Below are 17,126 nucleotides of genomic sequence, written 5' to 3' on the forward strand. Positions count from 1 at the left end.
ATGACCTTCCGCCGCCGCTTCCTGCGCCAGCTGGCCGCCACCGCCCTGATCCCCGCGTGGGCGGGCGGGCTGCGCGCCCAGCCGGCCTTTCCCTCGCGCGCGCTGCGCATCGTGGTGCCCAATGCGGCCGGCGGCGCCGCGGACATCACGGCACGCACCATCGGGCAGGTGCTCTCGACGAGCCTGGGCCAGCCGGTCGTGATCGAGAACCGACCTGGCGCCGGTGGCGTGGTGGCCGGTGAACTGGTCGCCCGGGCCGAGCCCGACGGCCACACCCTGCTGCTGGTGTCCAGCGGCACGGCCGTCAGCGCGGCGCTGTTCAAGTCGCTGCCGTTCGACACGCTGCGCGACTTCGCCCCGGTGTCCCAGCTCGCCACCTTCGACCTGGTCCTGGTGGCGGCCGAAGGCGGCCGCTTCCGCAGCCTCAACGACCTGCTGGCCTGGGCCCGGGCGAATCCCGGCAAGCTGAACCTGGGCACGCCGCAGATGGGCACCACCCAGCACCTGGCGGCGGAGCTGTTCAAGGCCAGCGCGGGCATCGACGCACAGGTGGTGCCCTTCAACGGCACGCCGCCGGTGATCACCGCACTGCGCTCGGGCGAGGTTGACGCCGGCATCGACATCCTCGGCCCGCTGATGGGCCAGATCGGCGCCCGGGCCTTGCGTCCGCTGGCCGTGCTGGGGGCGGGGCGCCCGCCGCAGCTGCCCGACGTGCCGGCGGCGCGCGAGGCCGGCGGTCCGCTGTCCGGCTTCGACGTGAGCTCGTGGAACGGTCTGGCGGTGCCGGCGAAGACGCCCGCCCCCGTGATCGAGCGCCTGCACCGCGACGTCAACGCGGCGCTGGCCCGGCCCGAGGTGCGCAAGCGCCTGGCCGAGTTGAACCTGATCGCGCAGGGTGGCACGCCCGCGCAACTGGGCGAGCGCCTGGCCGGGGACATCCGCCGCTGGTCCGAGGTGATCGCCCGCGCCCGCATCCCCAAGCAGTAACAGAGGAGACGCGCATGAACCTGTCCCGCATCGGCCTGGTCGGCTACGGCGAGGTTGGCAAGATCTTCAGCGCCGGCCTCCTGGCGCAGGAGGCGGTCCGCCAGGCGAGTGCCTGGGACCTCACGTTCGCCCAGCAGGCGACCCGCACGGCGCAACTCGCCCATGCGCAGGCCGCCGGCGTCGTGCCGCAGCCGTCGATGCAGGCGCTGTGCGAAGCGAGCGAGCTGGTGATCTCCGCGGTGACCGCATCCAACACGCTCGCCGTGGCACGGGAGGCGGCCGCGTTCCTGCGCCCGGGCACGGTCTTCCTCGACCTCAACTCGGCATCGCCGGGCACCAAGCAGCAGGCCGCCGCCCTGGTGGAGGCGCGCGGCGCGCACTACGTCGAAGCCGGCGTGATGACCTCGGTGCCGCCCTACGGCATCCGCGTGCCGATGCTGCTCGGCGGCGCCCGGGCCGGCGAGCTGGCGGCGGCGCTGGCCGGCTGGGGCCTGGACGCCCGGGCCGTCTCGGAGCAGCTGGGCGTGGCCAGCGCCATCAAGATGTGTCGCAGCGTGATGATCAAGGGCCTGGAGGCCCTCGTGATCGAGAGCTACGCCACCGCGCGCCAGTACGGCGTGGAGGAGCACGTGCTGCCGACGCTGGCCGAGACCTTCCCGTCGATCGACTGGGCCCGGCAGGGCGCCTATTTCTTCAGCCGCGTGGTGCAGCACGGCAAGCGCCGTGCCGAGGAGATGCGCGAGTCGGCCAACACCGTGCGCGAAGCGGGCTTTCCGCCGCTGATGGCGGCGGCCATCGCCGAGAAGCACCAATGGGTGGCGGACGCCGCCGCGGCGGGCGTGTTCCGTGACGTTGCGCAAGACGCACGGTGGCAGGACTACGCCGATGCGCTGATCTCGGCACGCAAGTTGCATCGCTGAGCGCATGCTCTCGGTCCTCGCGATCACCGGCCCCATCTACCTCGTGATCGCCGTCGGCTGGCTGGCCACGCGCGGCGGGCTGTTCGCCCGGGCCGAGATGCGGGTCTTCGGCAAGTACGTCATCAACCTCGCCTTGCCGGCGCTGCTGTTCAACGCGCTCTCGTCCCGCAGCCTGGCCGAGATCGTCAACCCCGTGTTCGTGGCCGCGTACGCCGGCGGCTCGCTGCTGGCGCTGGGCGCCGGCATGGTGTGGGCGCGCCGCATCGAGGGCAAGACCATGCCGGCCAGCGCGATTGCGGCGATGGGCATGGCCTGCCCGAACAGCGGCTTCATCGGCTTCCCGCTGGTGGCGCAGGTGTTCGGCGCCCAGACCGCAGGCGTCGGGCTGGCGCTGGCGATGGTGGTCGAGAACCTGATCACGCTTCCGCTCGCGCTGGCCCTGGCCGACAGCGACACGGGCGACGCGAACGATGGCCGCACCAGGGCGCAGCGCCTGCGCGCGGCCTTCGGGCAGTCGTTGCGCGGCTTGGCGCGCAACCCGATGATCTGGGGCATCGCGCTGGGGTTCCTGTCCTCTCTGGCCGGCTGGCGCCTGCCGGAGTTCGCGGGCCGGGCGGTCACCTTGTTCGCCAGCTCCTGCGCGGCGATCTCGCTGCTGGTGATCGGCGGGTCGCTGGTGGGCATCCAGGCGCGGGGCATGGTGCGCGACGTCTCGGCCATCGCCTTCGGCAAGCTGCTGCTGCATCCGCTGGCCGTGCTGCTGCTGGTCGTGCTGCTGCCCCCGATGGAGCGGCAGCTGCAGACGGCCGTGGTCGTGATGGCGGCGGTGCCGATGCTGGGCATCTACCCGATCCTGGCGCAGCGCCATGGCCAGGACAGCATGGCGGCGGCCGCGCAGCTGGGCACCACCGTCCTGTCGTTCTTCACGCTGACCAGCCTGCTGTGGCTGCTGCAGCAGGTCCGCTAGCCGCGCAGCAGCCAGGCAGTGGTCCATCCCACCGCGAGCGACAGCAGCGGCACCACCAGCAGCCACCCGCGGTGGCGCACGGGCAACGCGAGCAGCAGGCCGGCGGTCAGGAGCGCGGTCGGGTCGGGCGCCAACCCGGCCACCTGCGCCCGGGCAACGCCGTCATCGCCCAGCAGCGTGGCCAGCGGATAGCCGACGGCCGCGAGCGCCAGGGCGATGCCGGCGCGCCGCATCCACCTGGCCGGCTCCTGGGGCGCGGGGCGCAGGCCCGGCACCACCAGGGCCAGCCCCTGCACGACCCAGGCCAGCGCGAACCACGGCGCTGCCGTGTTGATGGCGGCGAACCGCTGCCAATGGAAGTTCCAGGCCACCCAGGCCCAGGCGGCGGCGAGCACCAGCAGCGCGCTGCGCCGCACGGCCTGCGGGCGCTGCCATGCGAGCACCACCAGCAGCATCCCCACGACCAGCAGCAGCGGCTGCGCCGGCCAGGCATCCCGGTTCAGGGCCTCCAGCAGGCGGGCCCAGCTGCGGCCCGAGAACATCAGGAAATCGGAGGGCCGGTAGGTCCACCACTCCATCATCGGCGCGCACCGGTCACAGCCGGCCGATCTCGGCCGCGATGCGGCGCCGCAGCGCCTCGTCGGGCATGCGGCCCGAGGCGGCAGCCATGTTCTCGCGCACATGGTCCACGCGCGAGGTGGCCGGGATGGCGCAGGTCATCGCCGGATGGCTCACGATGAACTTCAGCACCACCTGCGCCCAGGTCGTGCAGCCGATCTCGCCCGCCCACGCGGGCAGCTTCTGCCGCCGCAGCGGCTTGAGCAGCGCGCCTTCCTGGAAGGGCCGGTTGGCGATCACCGCGATGCCGCGCTCACGCGCCAGCGGCAGCAGGCGCTGCTCGGCCTCGCGGTCGACCGGGTTGTAGGTCAGCTGCACGAAGTCCAGCGGCTGCGCGCGCATGAGCCGCTCGAACTCCGAATGCCGGCGGCCTTCCGAAGTGGTGATGCCGACATAGCGCACGCGGCCCGCCTGCTTCATCTGCAGCAGCAGTGGCAGCTGCTGCTCCCAGGCCAGCAGGTTGTGCACCTGCAGCAGGTCGAAGCGCGGCACCTGCCAGAGCTGGCGCGAGGCCTCGACCTGCTCGGCGCCGCGCGAGGACGTCCACACTTTGTCCGCGGCGAACAGCGCCGGCGGGCGTCCGATGCGCTGCAGGCCTTCGCCGATGACCGACTGCGACGAGCCGTACATCGGCGACGAGTCGACCAGCCGCCCGCCGGCCGCGAAGAAGGCGCCCAGGACGTCGCCGCATTCGCGCCGGCCCTGGGGGTCGCGGCCGACGTTGAAGGTGATCCAGCTGCCCAGGCCGACGACCGGGAGGTGCTCGCCGGTCGAGGGCACCGGCCGGGTCTGTGGCGCGTCGGCAGCCTGCGCCAGGGGCGCGGTCGCCGCCAGGCTCAGCAGGTGCAGGGCGGTGCGGCGGTGCATGGGTGCAGCGTAGCAGCGGCGCCCGCGCCGCGGGGCGCAAGACGGCCGGCGGTCCGCCTCACTCGGCGCGGATGTTGCCGGCCTTCACCACCGGCGCCCAGCGCCGCAGCTCGGTGGCGATCAGCTGGCCGAAGGCCGCCGGCGTGGTGGGCATGGGGTCGGCCCCCTCGCTGGCCAGGCGCGTGCGCACCTCGGCCGAGCCGAGTGCACGGTTCACGTGCTCGTTGAGCAGCCGCACGACCTCCGGCGGCGTGCCGGCTGGTGCCACGACGCCGTACCACTGGTCCGCCTCGAAGCCGCTGGTGCCCGTCACGCCGCTCTCGGCGATCGTGGGCACGTCGGGGAGCGACGGGATGCGGCGCGGGCTGGACACCGCAAGCGCACGCAGCTTGCCGGCCTTGATGTGGGGCAGCAGAGCCGGCGCGCCGGTGAACACCGCCTGCACCTGCCCGGCGATCACGTCGGACACTGCGGGTGCCGCGCCGCGGTACGGGATGTGCAGCATGGGCATGCGGACTGCCTGCTTGAGGTACTCCATCGTCATGTGGGCGGCGCTGCCGTTGCCGCCCGAGCTGTAGTTCATGGCGCCCGGCCTGGCGCGTGCCAGCGCCACCAGGTCCGACAGGTTGCGCGCCGGCACCGAGGGATGCACCACCAGCACGTTCGGCACGCGGGCCACCCAGGCGACCGGGGCGAAATCGCGCACCGGGTCGTAGCCCAGCCGCGGGTAGAGCGCGGGGTTGACGGCGAGCGTGCCGATGTGCCCCATCAGCAGGGTGTGGCCGTCGGCGGGTGCGCGGGCGGCGCGCTCGGCGCCGATCGAACCGCCCGCGCCCGGGACGTTGTCAACCAGCACCGGCTGGCCAAGCGAGCGGGCCAGCTCCTGGCCGATGGCGCGGCCGAGGATGTCGCTGGAGCCGCCGGGCGTGAAGGGCACGATCAGCCGGATCGGCTTGGCGGGGTAGGGGGCCTGGGCGAAGGCCGGCAGTGCGCCGGACAGGCCGGCGGCGACCAGGTGGCGCAGCACGGCGCGGCGGGAGGAAGGCAAGCAGTCGTCGGTCATCGGGGGCCAGGGTGGACGGGCATCGTCGGTGCGTGGCGTTCGTTGCGGGACCGTCGCTCAGGCGTGCGGCACCACCTTGGGCGCCGTCTTGCGGATCAGATCGAGGGTGGCTTCCTGCACCGGGGTCGCCGGGCGTTGCAGGCTGGTCGCCACCGACAGCCGGATGCGCAGCGGCGGGCTGCCGATCGGCTGGGCGGTGAAGGCCGACGGCCGCGGCGAATGCAGCAGCGCGTTGCGCGACAGGATGGCGCAGCCGGCGCCATCGCGCACCAGGTCGAGGATCGCCAGCACGCCGTCGATCTCCAGCGCCACTTCGGGCTTGCAGCCGATCGCGGCCATGGCGGTCTCGACGTGCATGCGGATCGCATTGGGGCGCGTGGGAATGATGAGCGGCAGCGCGGCGACGTCCTGCAGCGCGATGGGGCCGGGCGGGGGGTCCTCGTGCAGGCCGGGCGGGCGCGCCCGCACCAGCAGCAGGTCCTCGTCGAGCAGGGGCGCGGCATCGAGCTCGCGCGAGGGCTGCGCGTTGTAGAGGACGGCGATGTCCAGCCGCCCGCTCACCAGTCCTGCCTCCAGCGCGCTGGACAGGCCTTCGCTGATCGAGAGCCGGGCCTCGGGCATGGTCTCCCGGAAGGCCCGGCTGAGCGGCACCGTGAGCACGCGCGCCACGCTGCTGGGCAGGCCGACCGCGACCCGGCCCGAGAGGCCGCCGCGCAGCCGGCCGAGGTCGTCGCGGGCCCGCTGCACCTGGTGCAGGATGCCGCGCCCATGTTCGAGCAGGGTCTTGCCGGCCTCGGTCGGCACGGCGCCGCGCCCGTTGCGCACCAGCAGGTTCTGGCGCAGCTCGAGTTCGAGCAACCGCACCTGCCGGCTCAAGGCCGGCTGCGCGACGTCCAGTTCGATGGCGGCGCGGGTGAAACTGCCGAGTTCGGCGACCCGAACGAAGTACTCCAGCTGCCGCAGATCCATGCCCAAAGTGTAGTGGGGTGCCTGCAGGTATGCGTGCTTGTTCTAGCTGATAGCCGGCGAGGCGGCTTCTCGCGCACGCCGACGGCGCCGCAGAATGCGCCCATGTCTGCCGGAACCGCCGCATGACCGCACCCCTCCGCGGAATCTCCTCCATGGCCACCCGCCAGGTGCTGGCGCAGCTGGCGGCCGCCTACGAGCGGCAGTCCGGCCGCGCCGTGCAGATCGAATCGGTGGGCGGTGTCGACGCCGCGCGGCGCGTCCAGGCCGGCGAGACCTTCGACTTCGTCATCCTGGCGTCGGACGCCATCGACAAGCTGCTGGCCGGCGGCCACGCGCTGGCCGGCAGCCGGGTGGACCTGGTGCGCTCGGGCGTCGCGGTGGCGGTGCAGGCCGGGGCGCCCCGGCCGGACATCGGCTCGGAGGATGCCGTGCGCCAGGCCGTGCTGGCCGCGCCCACCATCGGCTACTCGACCGGCCCCAGCGGCACGGCGCTGCTCCAGCTGTTCGAGCGCTGGGGCATCGCCCGGCAGGTGGGGGACCGCACCGTCCAGGCCCGGCCCGGCATCCCGGTGGGCACGATGGTCGCCTCCGGCGAAGTGGCGCTCGGGTTCCAGCAGACCAGCGAACTGCAGGGCCTGGCAGGCATCGACGTCGTCGGCCCGCTGCCGCCGGCCATCCAGATCACCACCATCTTCGCCGGCGCGGCCTGCGCCACGTCGGCGCAGCCCCAGGCCGTGCGCGAGCTGCTCGCGTTCATGGCTTCGCCGGCCACCGCCGAGGCCAAGCGCCGCCACGGCATGGACCCGGCGTGACCCCCACCGCCACCAGGAGGAGCACTTCATGATCATCGACTGCCACGGCCACTACACGACGGCGCCCAAGGCGCTGGAGACGTGGCGCAACCGGCAGATCGCGGGCCTGCAGGATCCCGCCCAGCGGCCCAAGGTGTCGGAGCTGACGATCAGCGACGACGAGATCCGCGAGTCCATCGAGCAGAACCAGCTGCGCCTCATGAAGGAGCGCGGCAACGACCTGACCCTGTTCTCGCCGCGCGCGAGCTTCATGGCGCACCACATCGGCGACTTCGAGGTGTCCAGCACCTGGGCGGCGATCTGCAACGAGCTGTGCTTCCGCGTGAGCCAGCTGTTCCCCGAGCACTTCGTGCCGGTGGCGATGCTGCCGCAGTCGCCCGGCGTCGACCCGAAGACCTGCATCCCCGAGCTGGTCAAGTGCGTGGAGCAGTACGGCTGCGTCGGCATCAACCTCAATCCCGATCCGTCGGGTGGCCACTGGAAGGAGCCGCCGCTCACCGACAGGTGGTGGTACCCGATCTACGAGAAGATGGTCGAGTACGACATCCCGGCCATGATCCACGTGAGCACCAGCTGCAACGCGTGCTTCCACACCACGGGGGCCCACTACCTGAACGCCGACACCACGGCCTTCATGCAGTGCGTGCAGGGCGACCTGTTCAAGGACTTCCCGACGCTGCGCTTCCTGATCCCGCACGGCGGCGGCGCCGTCCCCTACCACTGGGGGCGCTTCCGCGGGCTGGCGCAGGAGATGAAGAAGCCGCTGCTCGACGAGCACGTGCTGAACAACATCTTCTTCGACACCTGCGTGTACCACCAGCCCGGCATCGACCTGCTCAACACCGTCATCCCGGTGAAGAACGTGCTGTTCGCGTCCGAGATGATCGGCGCGGTGCGCGGCATCGATCCGACCACCGGCCACTACTACGACGACACCAAGCGCTACATCGATGCGAGCCGCATCCTGTCGCCGCAGGACAAGCAGGCCATCTTCGAGGGCAACACCCGCCGGGTGTTCCCGCGTCTCGACAAGCTGCTCAAGGGCAGGGGGATCTGACCATGTACGAACTCGGCGTCGTCTACCGCAACATCCAGCGCACCGACCGGGAGGTCGCCGACAGGCTGGCGCAATTCGGTTCGGCCACTGTCCACGAGGCGATGGGGCGGGTGGGCCTGATGAAGCCCTACATGCGCCCGATCTACCCCGGCGCGCAGGTGTCCGGGACGGCAGTCACGGTGCTCGTGCACCCCGGCGACAACTGGATGATGCACGTGGTGGCCGAGCAGATCCAGCCCGGCGACATCGTCGTGTGCGCCTGCACCTCGGAGAACACCGACGGCTTCTTCGGCGACCTGCTGGCCACGTCGTTCCAGGCGCGCGGCGCCCGGGGGCTGGTCATCGACGCCGGATGCCGCGACGTGAAGACGCTCACCGAGATGGGATTTCCGGTGTGGAGCCGGGCGATCAGCGCCAAGGGGACGATCAAGGCCACCCTCGGCTCGGTCAACATCCCCGTCGTGTGCGCGGGCGCCCTCGTGCATCCGGGCGACGTGATCGTCGCCGACGACGATGGCGTCACCTGCGTGCCGCGCGCGCTCGCGCAGAAGACGCTGGACGCGGCCACTGCGCGCGAGGCCAATGAGGGCGACAAGCGCGCCAGGCTGGCGTCCGGCGTGCTGGGCCTGGACATGTACAACATGCGCGAGCCGCTGGCCAAGGCCGGCCTGCGCTACATCGACTGAGCGGCCCGCCATGCTGCTGCAGCGCCGCGCGTTCGCCGCCTTCGCCCTCGCGACGGGGCTCCTGCTGGCCGGATGCGCCGGCGGCCCCCCGCCCAGGCCGGCCGATCCGGCGGTGCGCGACGCGCTGGCGCCCACCGGCACCCTGCGCGTCGCCGTGTACCCGGGCAGCCCGACGTCGCTGGTGCGTGGCAAGGACGGCCTGCCCGCGGGTGTCGCCTACGAACTGGGCCACCAGCTCGGCCGCGACCTGGGCGTGCCCGTGCGGGTCGTCGAGTTCGCCCGCGTGCAGCAGGTGGTCGAGGCGCTCAAGGCCGGCGAAGCCGACCTGACCTTCACCAACGCCACCGAGGCCCGCGCCCGCGATGTCGACTTCACGGCGCCGCTGGTGCGGCTGGAGCTGGGCTACCTGGTGCCGGCCGGGTCCCCGCTGCGCAGTGCCGCCGACATTGACCGCCCCGGCGTGCGCGTCGGCGTGTCGCAGGGCAGCAGCTCGCAGTCGTCGCTGCCCCGGCTGCTCAGGTCCGCCACGATCGTCCCGGTGCCGTCGCTCGAGGCCGCGCAGCAGCAGCTGGGCGCGCAGGCCCTCGACGCGTTCGCCACCAACAAGGGCATCCTCCACGAGCTGGGCGACCAGCTGCCCGGCTCGCGGGTGCTCGAGGGCCGCTGGGGCCTGGAGCAGCTGGCCATCGCGGTGCCCAAGGGGCGCCAGGCCGCCGCCGGGTACCTGCGCAGCTTCGCGCTCTCGTTGCGCGACTCCGGCCGGCTGCAGGGCATGGTCGAGCGCGCCGGGCTGCGGGGCACCGCCACCGACTGACAGACACAAGGAGACTTCGCATGCAGTGCAACAGGCGTTCGGCCCTCCGGAGCGCGGCCGTGGCGCTGGCCACGGCCAGCCTCGGGCTTCCGGCCTTCGCGCAGGCCTATCCGGCGCGGCCGATCCGGCTGCTGGTCGGCTACACCGCCGGCGGCGCGGTCGACCAGGTGGCGCGCGCGGTGGCGCAGGCCATGTCGGCCGGCCTGGGCCAGCCGATCGTCATCGAGAACAAGCCGGGTGCCGGCACCAACATCGCGGTCAAGACGCTGATCGATGCGCCGGCCGACGGCTACACGCTGATGCTCACGGCCAATGCCCTGGCGGCGAACCCGGCGCTGTTCCAGCCGGCGCCCTTCGATCCCGAGAAGGACGTCGCGCCGGTCGCGCAGGTGGGCCGGGTGCCGGTGGTCATCGCCGCCAATCCCTCGACCCCGTACGCCAACGTGCAGGCGCTCGTCCAGGCGGCCAAGGCCAGGCCGGACAGCATCGGCTACGCGACGCCGGGCAATGGTTCCACGCCGCACATGGCGATGGAGTTCTTCACCCGTGCGGCCGGGATCAACCTGCTGCACGTGCCCTACCGGGGCGGCAGCCAGGCACTGACCGACGCGATCGGCGGCCAGGTGCCGCTGGTGGTGGTGAACGCACTCGAGGCGCTGCCCCAGGCCAAGGCCGGCAAGCTCAAGGTGCTGGCCGTGCTCAGCCCGAACCGCGCGACGATCTTCCCCGACGTGCCCACCACCGCCGAGTCCGGCTTCCCCGGTTTCGAGGCGTCGGTCTGGTACGGCCTGATCGCGCCGGCGGCCACGCCCAGGCCGATCGTCGCGCGCCTGCACGACGAGGTGCAGAAGGCCCTCAGGAGCAACGAGGTGCGCGAGCGACTGGCGTCCGCGGGCGGGGAAGTCCTGCCGGGAACCACGGAGCAGTTCGCCGCGCTCGTGCGCAGCGAACGCCAGCGCTACGCCAAGCTGGTGCGCGAAGCCAACATCAAACCCGACTGACACCGAGTCCGACCGACATGTCCAAGCCCACCAGCGGAGATTTCATCAAGACGCCAGGCTGGCTCGACTGGTACACCGGTCCGAGCAAGCCCCAGTTCCGGGTGCCGCCCGGCAGCGTCGATGCGCACTGCCACGTGTTCGGCCCCGGCGCGCAGTTCCCCTACGCGCCGGAGCGCAAGTACACGCCCTGCGACGCCAGCCGCGAGCAGCTGTTCGCGCTGCGCGACCACCTCGGCTTCGAGCGCAACGTCATCGTCCAGGCCACCTGCCACGGTGCCGACAACCGCGCGCTGGTCGATGCGCTGCAGCACTCGGGCGGCAAGGCGCGCGGGGTCGCCACGGTGCGCCGCAGCATCTCCGACCGCGAGCTGCGCGACATGCACGACGCCGGGGTGCGCGGGGTCCGCTTCAACTTCGTCAAGCGCCTGGTCGACTTCACGCCCAAGGACGAACTGCTGGAGATCGCCGCGCGGATCGCGCCGCTGGGCTGGCACGTCGTCATCTACTTCGAGGCGGTCGACCTGCCCGAGCTGTGGGACTTCTTCACCAGCCTGCCGACCACCGTGGTGGTCGACCACATGGGCCGCCCCGACGTGACCAAGCCGCTGGACGGCCCGGAGTTCGGGCTCTTCCTGAAGTTCATGCGCGAGCATCCCAACGTCTGGAGCAAGGTGAGCTGCCCCGAGCGGCTGTCGGTGGCGGGCCCGCCCGCGCTCGAGGGCGAACGCAACGCCTACCGCGACGTCGTGCCGTTCGCGCGCAAGGTCGTCGAGACCTTCCCCGACCGCGTGCTGTGGGGCACCGACTGGCCGCACCCGAACCTGAAAGGCCACATGCCCGACGACGGCCTGCTGGTGGACTTCATCCCGCACATCGCGACCACGCCCGAGCTGCAGCGCAAGCTGCTGGTGGACAACCCCATGCGCCTGTACTGGCCCGAGGAGCGTCGATGACACGCGCGTCGTTCCTGCTGGCCGCCTGCACGGCCGCACTGCTGGTCGCCTGCGCTGGCGTGCCGGATGCGCCGGGTCCACAGCGCCCGGGCGCCGCCACCACGCGGGGCCCATCGGGGGCCGTGCCCGCCGCCGATGCGGCCGCGACGTGCGCCGCGCTGCAGGGCACGACGATCGCGCCAGCGGCGATCGGCCTGCCCAGCGGCGCCGCCACCGTCGACACCGCGACCTTCCTGCCCGCTGCCCCGCTGGCGACCGTCGAGCGCGCGCCCACGCCAGCGGCCACCATCACGCCGGCGACGCCGGCCTACTGCAAGGTGCTGGGCCGCATCGCACCGCTCGATCCCCAGGCGCCACCCATCCTGTTCCAGGTCAACCTGCCGCAGCAGTGGAACGGCCGCTCGGTGCAGTACGGCGGCGGCGGCTTCAACGGCGTGCTGATCAACGCCGTGGGGCTGGCCCCGGCCCAGCCCTACGGCAGCCCCACGCCGCTGGCGCAGGGCTACGTGACCTATGGCACCGACTCGGGCCACCAGAGCCGGCCGGGCGAGCCGCCACAGGCCTTCGCGCTCAACGACGAGGCGCTGGTGAACTTCGCCCACGCCTCGTACAAGAAGGTACGCGACGTCGCGGTGGCGCTGATGGCGCGGCACTACGGGCGCGGGCCGCAGAAGCTCTACTTCGTCGGCAGCTCGGAAGGCGGCCGCGAAGGCCTGACCATGGCACAGCGCTACCCGGCGGATTTCGACGGCATCTTCAGCCGCGTGCCGGTGATCCACTGGACGGGCCTGCAGCACGCCGGCCTGCGCGACGGGCTGGCGCTGGTGGGCGAGGGTTGGCTGCCGCCGGCCAAGGTGAAGCTGGTGCACGACGCCGTGCTGGGCGCCTGCGACGCGGCCGACGGCCTGGCCGATGGCCTGGTGTCCGACCCGGTCGGCTGCCGCACCCGCTTCGACGTGACCCGCCTGCGCTGCACCGGCGCGGCGACCGACGGCTGCCTGACCGCCGCGCAGGTGCGCGCGGTGCAGACGCTGCACTCGCCGCTGCGGCTGGACGTTCCGCTGGCCAACGGCCTGCGCGAGTACCCGGGCCGCGGGCCCGGCGGGGAGAACACGCCGTCCTCCGGCCCGACCGGCGGCTGGCAGGCCTGGTGGACCGGCTCGCAGCCGCCGGCGTTTCCGCCGGTGCAGGCCAACGGCATCGCCTGGTTCTATGGCGCCGGCGCGATCCAGTACTTCTATGCACAGGATCCGAAGGCCGACCTGCGCCAGTACGACCCGAAGCGCCATGTCCAGCGCGTGCAGCAGGTCTCGGCGCTGATGGACTCGACCAACCCCGACCTGTCGGCCTTCCAGGCACGCGGTGGCAAGCTGATCGTGCTGGAGAACCTGGCCGACTATGCGCAGAGCCCGTTCGCCGGCATCGGCTACCACCAGGCGGTGGTGCAGCGCATGGGCCGCCCGGCGGTCGACCGCTTCTTCAAGCTGTATGCCGCGCCCGGCGTGGACCACGTGGGCACGGGCGGGCCCGCCAATGCGGATTTCCTGCCGGCCCTGGTGGCGTGGGTGGAGCAGGGGCGCGAACCTGCCGGGCTCACCCTGCTGGAGCAGGACCACCGGCCGCCGTTCGCGGTGACCCGCAGCCGGCCGCTGTGCGAGTGGCCCGCCTTCCCCCGCTACAAGGGCGGGAACCCGGCGCAGGCCGCCAGTTTCGAATGTTCAGGAGGCTGACCATGCCGCTCGACAAACCCTACACCAACGTCCCAGGCACCACCATCTTCGATGCCGACCAGAGCCGCAGGGGCTACTGGCTCAACCAGTTCTGCATGTCGCTGATGAAGGCGCCCAACCGCGAGCGCTTCAAGGCCGACGAACGCGCCTACCTGGACGAATGGCCGATGACCGAGGAGCAGAAGCAGGCCGTGCTCGCGCGCGACCTGAACCGCTGCATCCAGCTGGGCGGGAACATCTACTTCCTGGCCAAGATCGGCGCCACCGACGGCAAGAGCTTCCAGCAGATGGCCGGCTCCATGACCGGCATGAGCGAGGACGCCTACCGCGAGATGATGATCGGCGGCGGCCGCCCCGCGACCTGGACCGCGCCCCCGGAGGAGAGCAAGTAATGGCCCGCATCACCGCATCCGTCTACACCTCGCACGTGCCCGCCATCGGCGCCGCCATGGACCTGGGCAAGACGCAGGAGCCGTACTGGCAGAAGGTGTTCGCCGGCTACGACTACTCGCGCCGCTGGCTGCAGGAGAACAAGCCGGACGTCGTGTTCCTGGTCTTCAACGACCACGCCACGGCGTTCAGCCTGGAGATGATCCCGACCTTCGCGATCGGCACTGCCCCCGACTACGCGGTGGCCGACGAGGGCTGGGGCCCCCGCCCGGTGCCCCCGGTCGAGGGCGCGCCGGACCTGGCTTCCCACATCGCGCAGTCGGTGATCCAGCAGGACTTCGACCTCACGATCGTCAACAAGATGGACGTCGACCACGGCCTGACGGTGCCGCTGTCGCTGATGTGCGGGCAGACGCAGGCCTGGCCGTTCAAGGTCATCCCGTTCGCCGTCAACGTGGTGCAGTACCCGGTGCCCAGCGGCATGCGCTGCTTCCGCCTCGGCCAGGCGATCCGCAAGGCGGTCGAGAGCTACGACGAGGACCTGAACGTGCAGATCTGGGGCACCGGGGGCATGAGCCACCAGCTGCAGGGCCCGCGCGCCGGGCTGATCAACCGGGAGTGGGACAACCGCTTCCTCGACCGGCTGGTCGCCGACCCGGAGGGCCTGGCGTCCGTACCGCACATCGAGTACGTGCAGGAGGCCGGCAGCGAGGGGATCGAGCTGGTGATGTGGCTGATCGCGCGGGGCGCCATGGCCGACGTCGCCGGCGGCCGCAAGCCCACCGTGAAGCACCGCTTCTACCACGTGCCCGCCTCGAACACGGCGGTGGGCCACCTGATCATGGAGAACTGAATGAGCAAGACCGTCCGCATCGCCCTGGCCGGGCCCGGCGCCTTCGGCATCAAGCACCTCGACGGCCTGAAGCTGATCGAGGGCGTGGAGATCACCTCGATCATCGGCCGCGAACTGCCCAAGGCGCAGGAAGTCGCCGCCAGGTACGGCGCCAGGCACGTCACCACGGAGCTCGACGAGGCGCTCGCCCGCCCCGACGTCGATGCCGTCATCCTGTGCACGCCCACGCAGATGCATGCCCAGCAGGCCATCGCCGCCATGCGGGCGGGCAAGCACGTGCAGGTGGAGATCCCGCTGTGCGACCGGCTCGAGGAAGGCCGTGCGGTGGTGGAGATGCAGAAGAAGACCGGCCTGGTGGCGATGTGCGGCCACACCCGCCGGTTCAATCCCAGCCACCAGTACGTGCACCGCAGGATCGCGGCCGGCGAGTTCCACATCCAGCAGATGGACGTGCAGACGTACTTCTTCCGCCGCAGCAACATGAACGCCCTGGGGCAGCCGCGCAGCTGGACCGACCACCTGCTGTGGCACCACGCCGCGCACACGGTCGACCTGTTCCAGTACCAGACCGGCAGCCGGGTGGTCAAGGCCAACGCGGTCCAGGGACCGATCCACCCGACCCTGGGCATCGCGATGGACATGAGCATCCAGCTGAAGGCGGAGAACGGCGCGATCTGCACGCTCAGCCTGTCGTTCAACAACGACGGCCCGCTCGGCACGTTCTTCCGCTACATCGGCGACAGCGCGACCTACATCGCCCGCTACGACGACCTGTTCAACGGCAAGGACGAGAAGATCGACGTGTCCAAGGTGGACGTCTCCATGAACGGGATCGAACTGCAGGACCGCGAGTTCATCGCGGCCATCCGCGAAGGGCGCGAGCCGAATGCGAGCGTGGCGGGGGTGCTGCCCTGCTACGAGGTGCTGCACCAGTTGGAGCAGCAGCTGGGCTGACCGGGGGGCCGGCGGGCGGGGCCGTACAATGCGGCCCGGGCGCTGAGGGGCGCCCTCCCGCACAAGAGGCTCTCACCCTCGCCAGTCGTTCGTTTCCACGACCCGACAGACCTGTTTCGTTGGCCCATGCGGGAAGGGGCCATGCACGAACGAGGAACCCTGTCATGGCGTCGTCCGCCCCCCAAGCGTCTTTCCCTGCCGCCCGGTTGTCGCCGGCCCGCCGCCGCGCGCTGTCGCGCCAGGTGCGTGATGCCTTCCCGCCCATGGGCGTGTACGCGGTGCGCCACCGGGCCACCGGCGCCGTGCTGCTGGTGGCTGCCAGCCGCAACGTGCCGGGCACGCTCAACCGCATCCGCTTCGAGTTGCAGCGCCAGGGCTGCCGCCAGCCGCTGTTGCAGCAGGCCTGGGACCGCGAAGGACCGCAGGCGCTGGCCTTCGAGCCGCTCGAGTTCGTGCGGCAGCGCCTGGATCCCGGGTTCGACCACGACGCGGAGCTCCGGACGCTGCTGCAGTTGTGGACCGAGGAACTGCGTCCGACTCTGGGCACGGGAGCGCCGCGATGAGCCGCGCCGCCCTGGTGGCCTGCCTGGCCCTCGACCGCGCCCACGCCAGCGTCCAGCGGAAGCTGGACGAAGGCCTCGGCACGCTGCACGGCCTGGCGTGGCGCGATTTCGCGCTGCTGTCGACGCTGGCCGCAGCCCCGCAGGAGCGCCTGCCGCTGGCCGCGTTGGTCGAGCCGGTCGGGCTGCCGCTGTCCGGCGTCGTGCGCCGCCTCGCACCGCTGGAAAAGCTCGGCTGGCTGGCCCGCGAGGGCCGTGGCGACACGCCCCGCACGGTCGTGCTGCGGCCCGGCGGGCGTCGCCTGCTGCAGGAAGCGGGCGAGACCGCGGCCGACCTTTGCGCGGGCGCGCTGGGCGACCTGCTGCCGGGCGCATTCGACCCGAGGGTGCTGGACGCGCGGCCGGACGGCCTGGGGCCGCGGCGGCCATGACGGCGCTGCTGACCGAGCTGAAGGTCCGCGCGCGGCTGCGGGTGAACGGACTGCGCCGGGCCGGGGGCGGCCAGGTCCGCCTGCGCGACTGCCTGAACGAGGTGGCGCGCCACGTCGGGTTCCTGCACTGGGAGCACGCGCGCCGCGTGCTGGGCGGGGAAGCGACCGCCGGCGACGACATGGGCAGTTTCTGGCATGCGCCGCGCACCGGCGTCCTGCTCAACCAGTGGTTTGCGCAGCGCGACCGGGCGATGGCCGCGCACCGGCAGCAGCCGGCCGCCTTCCTGCTGCCGTACCGCCGGCAGTTCATGCTGGTGGAGGCCGACTTCGTGCGCGAGCTCGGGGTCGATCCGGCGGCCCCGGCCTGGCAGGCCGTCGGCCGCGACCTGGTCAGCGGCTACGGCAGCGCGGCCTGGCTGGCGCTCGCGCGGCAGCGCGTGCAGGCACCGCGCGCGAGCTTCGCCTGACGGTAAGCTGCGGCTCCTGTTTTCCAC

General features: G+C 72.1%; 20 protein-coding genes. 16 read left to right on the plus strand and 4 right to left on the minus strand.

Annotation, left to right across the window (positions count from 1 at the left end):
• The 3 genes from VFE82_RS05905 to VFE82_RS05915 are packed head-to-tail and all read left to right on the plus strand — an operon-like array spanning position 1 to position 2,874.
• Positions 1-987 (plus strand): tripartite tricarboxylate transporter substrate binding protein, encoded by a 987-nt coding sequence (locus tag VFE82_RS05905; RefSeq protein WP_324999319.1) that lies wholly within the window; start codon positions 1-3, stop codon positions 985-987.
• A gap of 14 nt (positions 988-1,001) precedes the next feature.
• Entirely contained in the window at positions 1,002-1,907 is a 906-nt protein-coding gene (locus VFE82_RS05910; RefSeq protein WP_324999320.1) for an NAD(P)-dependent oxidoreductase, read from the plus strand.
• A 4-nt stretch (positions 1,908-1,911) separates the two neighbouring features.
• Positions 1,912-2,874, plus strand: coding sequence for an AEC family transporter (locus VFE82_RS05915; RefSeq protein WP_324999321.1), 963 nt, complete (start codon positions 1,912-1,914; stop codon positions 2,872-2,874).
• Here VFE82_RS05915 and VFE82_RS05920 read toward each other — a convergent pair.
• Genes VFE82_RS05920 through VFE82_RS05935 form a run of 4 tightly spaced genes read right to left on the minus strand, consistent with a single transcriptional unit; the run spans position 2,871 to position 6,391 of the window.
• Complete coding sequence (locus tag VFE82_RS05920; RefSeq protein WP_324999322.1) at positions 2,871-3,455, minus strand: DUF6064 family protein; 585 nt, start codon at positions 3,453-3,455, stop codon at positions 2,871-2,873. The genes VFE82_RS05915 and VFE82_RS05920 overlap by 4 nt on opposite strands.
• A gap of 13 nt (positions 3,456-3,468) precedes the next feature.
• Positions 3,469-4,359, minus strand: a complete 891-nt coding sequence (locus tag VFE82_RS05925) for an aldo/keto reductase (protein WP_324999323.1) — start codon at positions 4,357-4,359, stop codon at positions 3,469-3,471.
• A 58-nt stretch (positions 4,360-4,417) separates the two neighbouring features.
• On the minus strand, positions 4,418-5,422 hold the full coding sequence (locus VFE82_RS05930) for a tripartite tricarboxylate transporter substrate binding protein (protein ID WP_324999324.1): 1,005 nt from the start codon (positions 5,420-5,422) through the stop codon (positions 4,418-4,420).
• Between the two features lie 57 nt (positions 5,423-5,479).
• Entirely contained in the window at positions 5,480-6,391 is a 912-nt protein-coding gene (locus VFE82_RS05935; RefSeq protein ID WP_324999325.1) for a LysR substrate-binding domain-containing protein, read from the minus strand.
• A gap of 122 nt (positions 6,392-6,513) precedes the next feature.
• On the opposite strand from VFE82_RS05935, the gene VFE82_RS05940 reads away from it, so the two are divergent.
• From VFE82_RS05940 to VFE82_RS06000, 13 genes are all read left to right on the plus strand, one after another.
• The gene (locus VFE82_RS05940) at positions 6,514-7,203 is read left to right on the plus strand and encodes a substrate-binding domain-containing protein (protein WP_324999326.1); all 690 of its coding nucleotides are present in this window, start codon (positions 6,514-6,516) and stop codon (positions 7,201-7,203) included.
• A gap of 28 nt (positions 7,204-7,231) precedes the next feature.
• Positions 7,232-8,260 (plus strand): amidohydrolase family protein, encoded by a 1,029-nt coding sequence (locus VFE82_RS05945; RefSeq protein ID WP_324999327.1) that lies wholly within the window; start codon positions 7,232-7,234, stop codon positions 8,258-8,260.
• 2 nt (positions 8,261-8,262) lie between these two features.
• Entirely contained in the window at positions 8,263-8,946 is a 684-nt protein-coding gene (gene ligK / locus VFE82_RS05950; RefSeq protein ID WP_324999328.1) for a 4-carboxy-4-hydroxy-2-oxoadipate aldolase/oxaloacetate decarboxylase, read from the plus strand.
• A gap of 10 nt (positions 8,947-8,956) precedes the next feature.
• The gene (locus VFE82_RS05955) at positions 8,957-9,760 is read left to right on the plus strand and encodes a transporter substrate-binding domain-containing protein (protein ID WP_324999329.1); all 804 of its coding nucleotides are present in this window, start codon (positions 8,957-8,959) and stop codon (positions 9,758-9,760) included.
• A gap of 20 nt (positions 9,761-9,780) precedes the next feature.
• On the plus strand, positions 9,781-10,761 hold the full coding sequence (locus VFE82_RS05960) for a tripartite tricarboxylate transporter substrate binding protein (RefSeq protein ID WP_324999330.1): 981 nt from the start codon (positions 9,781-9,783) through the stop codon (positions 10,759-10,761).
• A gap of 17 nt (positions 10,762-10,778) precedes the next feature.
• Positions 10,779-11,714 (plus strand): amidohydrolase family protein, encoded by a 936-nt coding sequence (locus tag VFE82_RS05965; RefSeq protein WP_324999331.1) that lies wholly within the window; start codon positions 10,779-10,781, stop codon positions 11,712-11,714.
• Complete coding sequence (locus tag VFE82_RS05970) at positions 11,711-13,444, plus strand: tannase/feruloyl esterase family alpha/beta hydrolase (protein WP_324999333.1); 1,734 nt, start codon at positions 11,711-11,713, stop codon at positions 13,442-13,444. Before VFE82_RS05965 ends, VFE82_RS05970 begins: the two co-directional genes overlap by 4 nt.
• Before the next feature lie 2 nt (positions 13,445-13,446).
• Entirely contained in the window at positions 13,447-13,836 is a 390-nt protein-coding gene (ligA, locus tag VFE82_RS05975; RefSeq protein ID WP_324999334.1) for a protocatechuate 4,5-dioxygenase subunit alpha, read from the plus strand.
• The gene (locus tag VFE82_RS05980; protein ID WP_324999335.1) at positions 13,836-14,687 is read left to right on the plus strand and encodes a class III extradiol dioxygenase subunit beta; all 852 of its coding nucleotides are present in this window, start codon (positions 13,836-13,838) and stop codon (positions 14,685-14,687) included. The genes ligA and VFE82_RS05980 overlap by 1 nt, the downstream gene beginning before the upstream one ends.
• Positions 14,688-15,641 (plus strand): Gfo/Idh/MocA family oxidoreductase, encoded by a 954-nt coding sequence (locus VFE82_RS05985; RefSeq protein ID WP_324999336.1) that lies wholly within the window; start codon positions 14,688-14,690, stop codon positions 15,639-15,641.
• Between the two features lie 164 nt (positions 15,642-15,805).
• Positions 15,806-16,204, plus strand: a complete 399-nt coding sequence (locus VFE82_RS05990; RefSeq protein ID WP_324999337.1) for a GIY-YIG nuclease family protein — start codon at positions 15,806-15,808, stop codon at positions 16,202-16,204.
• Positions 16,201-16,632, plus strand: coding sequence for a helix-turn-helix domain-containing protein (locus tag VFE82_RS05995; protein ID WP_324999338.1), 432 nt, complete (start codon positions 16,201-16,203; stop codon positions 16,630-16,632). Before VFE82_RS05990 ends, VFE82_RS05995 begins: the two co-directional genes overlap by 4 nt.
• A complete protein-coding gene (locus VFE82_RS06000) occupies positions 16,629-17,099 on the plus strand; it encodes a hypothetical protein (RefSeq protein ID WP_324999339.1) in 471 nt (156 codons plus the stop codon). The genes VFE82_RS05995 and VFE82_RS06000 overlap by 4 nt, the downstream gene beginning before the upstream one ends.
• Positions 17,100-17,126 lie beyond the last annotated feature (27 nt).

This window comes from Ramlibacter sp. (assembly GCF_035655895.1).
Taxonomy (GTDB): Bacteria; Pseudomonadota; Gammaproteobacteria; order Burkholderiales; family Burkholderiaceae_C; genus Ramlibacter.

What these genes read in the sequence shown, in the direction of transcription:
- VFE82_RS05905 (WP_324999319.1), top strand. Translation starts at nt 1, where the DNA reads ATGACCTTCCGCCGCCGCTTCCTGCGCCAGCTGGCCGCCACCGCCCTG.
- VFE82_RS05910 (WP_324999320.1), top strand. Translation starts at nt 1,002, where the DNA reads ATGAACCTGTCCCGCATCGGCCTGGTCGGCTACGGCGAGGTTGGCAAG.
- VFE82_RS05915 (WP_324999321.1), top strand. Translation starts at nt 1,912, where the DNA reads ATGCTCTCGGTCCTCGCGATCACCGGCCCCATCTACCTCGTGATCGCC.
- VFE82_RS05920 (WP_324999322.1), bottom strand. Translation starts at nt 3,455, where the DNA reads ATGATGGAGTGGTGGACCTACCGGCCCTCCGATTTCCTGATGTTCTCG.
- VFE82_RS05925 (WP_324999323.1), bottom strand. Translation starts at nt 4,359, where the DNA reads ATGCACCGCCGCACCGCCCTGCACCTGCTGAGCCTGGCGGCGACCGCG.
- VFE82_RS05930 (WP_324999324.1), bottom strand. Translation starts at nt 5,422, where the DNA reads ATGACCGACGACTGCTTGCCTTCCTCCCGCCGCGCCGTGCTGCGCCAC.
- VFE82_RS05935 (WP_324999325.1), bottom strand. Translation starts at nt 6,391, where the DNA reads ATGGATCTGCGGCAGCTGGAGTACTTCGTTCGGGTCGCCGAACTCGGC.
- VFE82_RS05940 (WP_324999326.1), top strand. Translation starts at nt 6,514, where the DNA reads ATGACCGCACCCCTCCGCGGAATCTCCTCCATGGCCACCCGCCAGGTG.
- VFE82_RS05945 (WP_324999327.1), top strand. Translation starts at nt 7,232, where the DNA reads ATGATCATCGACTGCCACGGCCACTACACGACGGCGCCCAAGGCGCTG.
- ligK (WP_324999328.1), top strand. Translation starts at nt 8,263, where the DNA reads ATGTACGAACTCGGCGTCGTCTACCGCAACATCCAGCGCACCGACCGG.
- VFE82_RS05955 (WP_324999329.1), top strand. Translation starts at nt 8,957, where the DNA reads ATGCTGCTGCAGCGCCGCGCGTTCGCCGCCTTCGCCCTCGCGACGGGG.
- VFE82_RS05960 (WP_324999330.1), top strand. Translation starts at nt 9,781, where the DNA reads ATGCAGTGCAACAGGCGTTCGGCCCTCCGGAGCGCGGCCGTGGCGCTG.
- VFE82_RS05965 (WP_324999331.1), top strand. Translation starts at nt 10,779, where the DNA reads ATGTCCAAGCCCACCAGCGGAGATTTCATCAAGACGCCAGGCTGGCTC.
- VFE82_RS05970 (WP_324999333.1), top strand. Translation starts at nt 11,711, where the DNA reads ATGACACGCGCGTCGTTCCTGCTGGCCGCCTGCACGGCCGCACTGCTG.
- ligA (WP_324999334.1), top strand. Translation starts at nt 13,447, where the DNA reads ATGCCGCTCGACAAACCCTACACCAACGTCCCAGGCACCACCATCTTC.
- VFE82_RS05980 (WP_324999335.1), top strand. Translation starts at nt 13,836, where the DNA reads ATGGCCCGCATCACCGCATCCGTCTACACCTCGCACGTGCCCGCCATC.
- VFE82_RS05985 (WP_324999336.1), top strand. Translation starts at nt 14,688, where the DNA reads ATGAGCAAGACCGTCCGCATCGCCCTGGCCGGGCCCGGCGCCTTCGGC.
- VFE82_RS05990 (WP_324999337.1), top strand. Translation starts at nt 15,806, where the DNA reads ATGGCGTCGTCCGCCCCCCAAGCGTCTTTCCCTGCCGCCCGGTTGTCG.
- VFE82_RS05995 (WP_324999338.1), top strand. Translation starts at nt 16,201, where the DNA reads ATGAGCCGCGCCGCCCTGGTGGCCTGCCTGGCCCTCGACCGCGCCCAC.
- VFE82_RS06000 (WP_324999339.1), top strand. Translation starts at nt 16,629, where the DNA reads ATGACGGCGCTGCTGACCGAGCTGAAGGTCCGCGCGCGGCTGCGGGTG.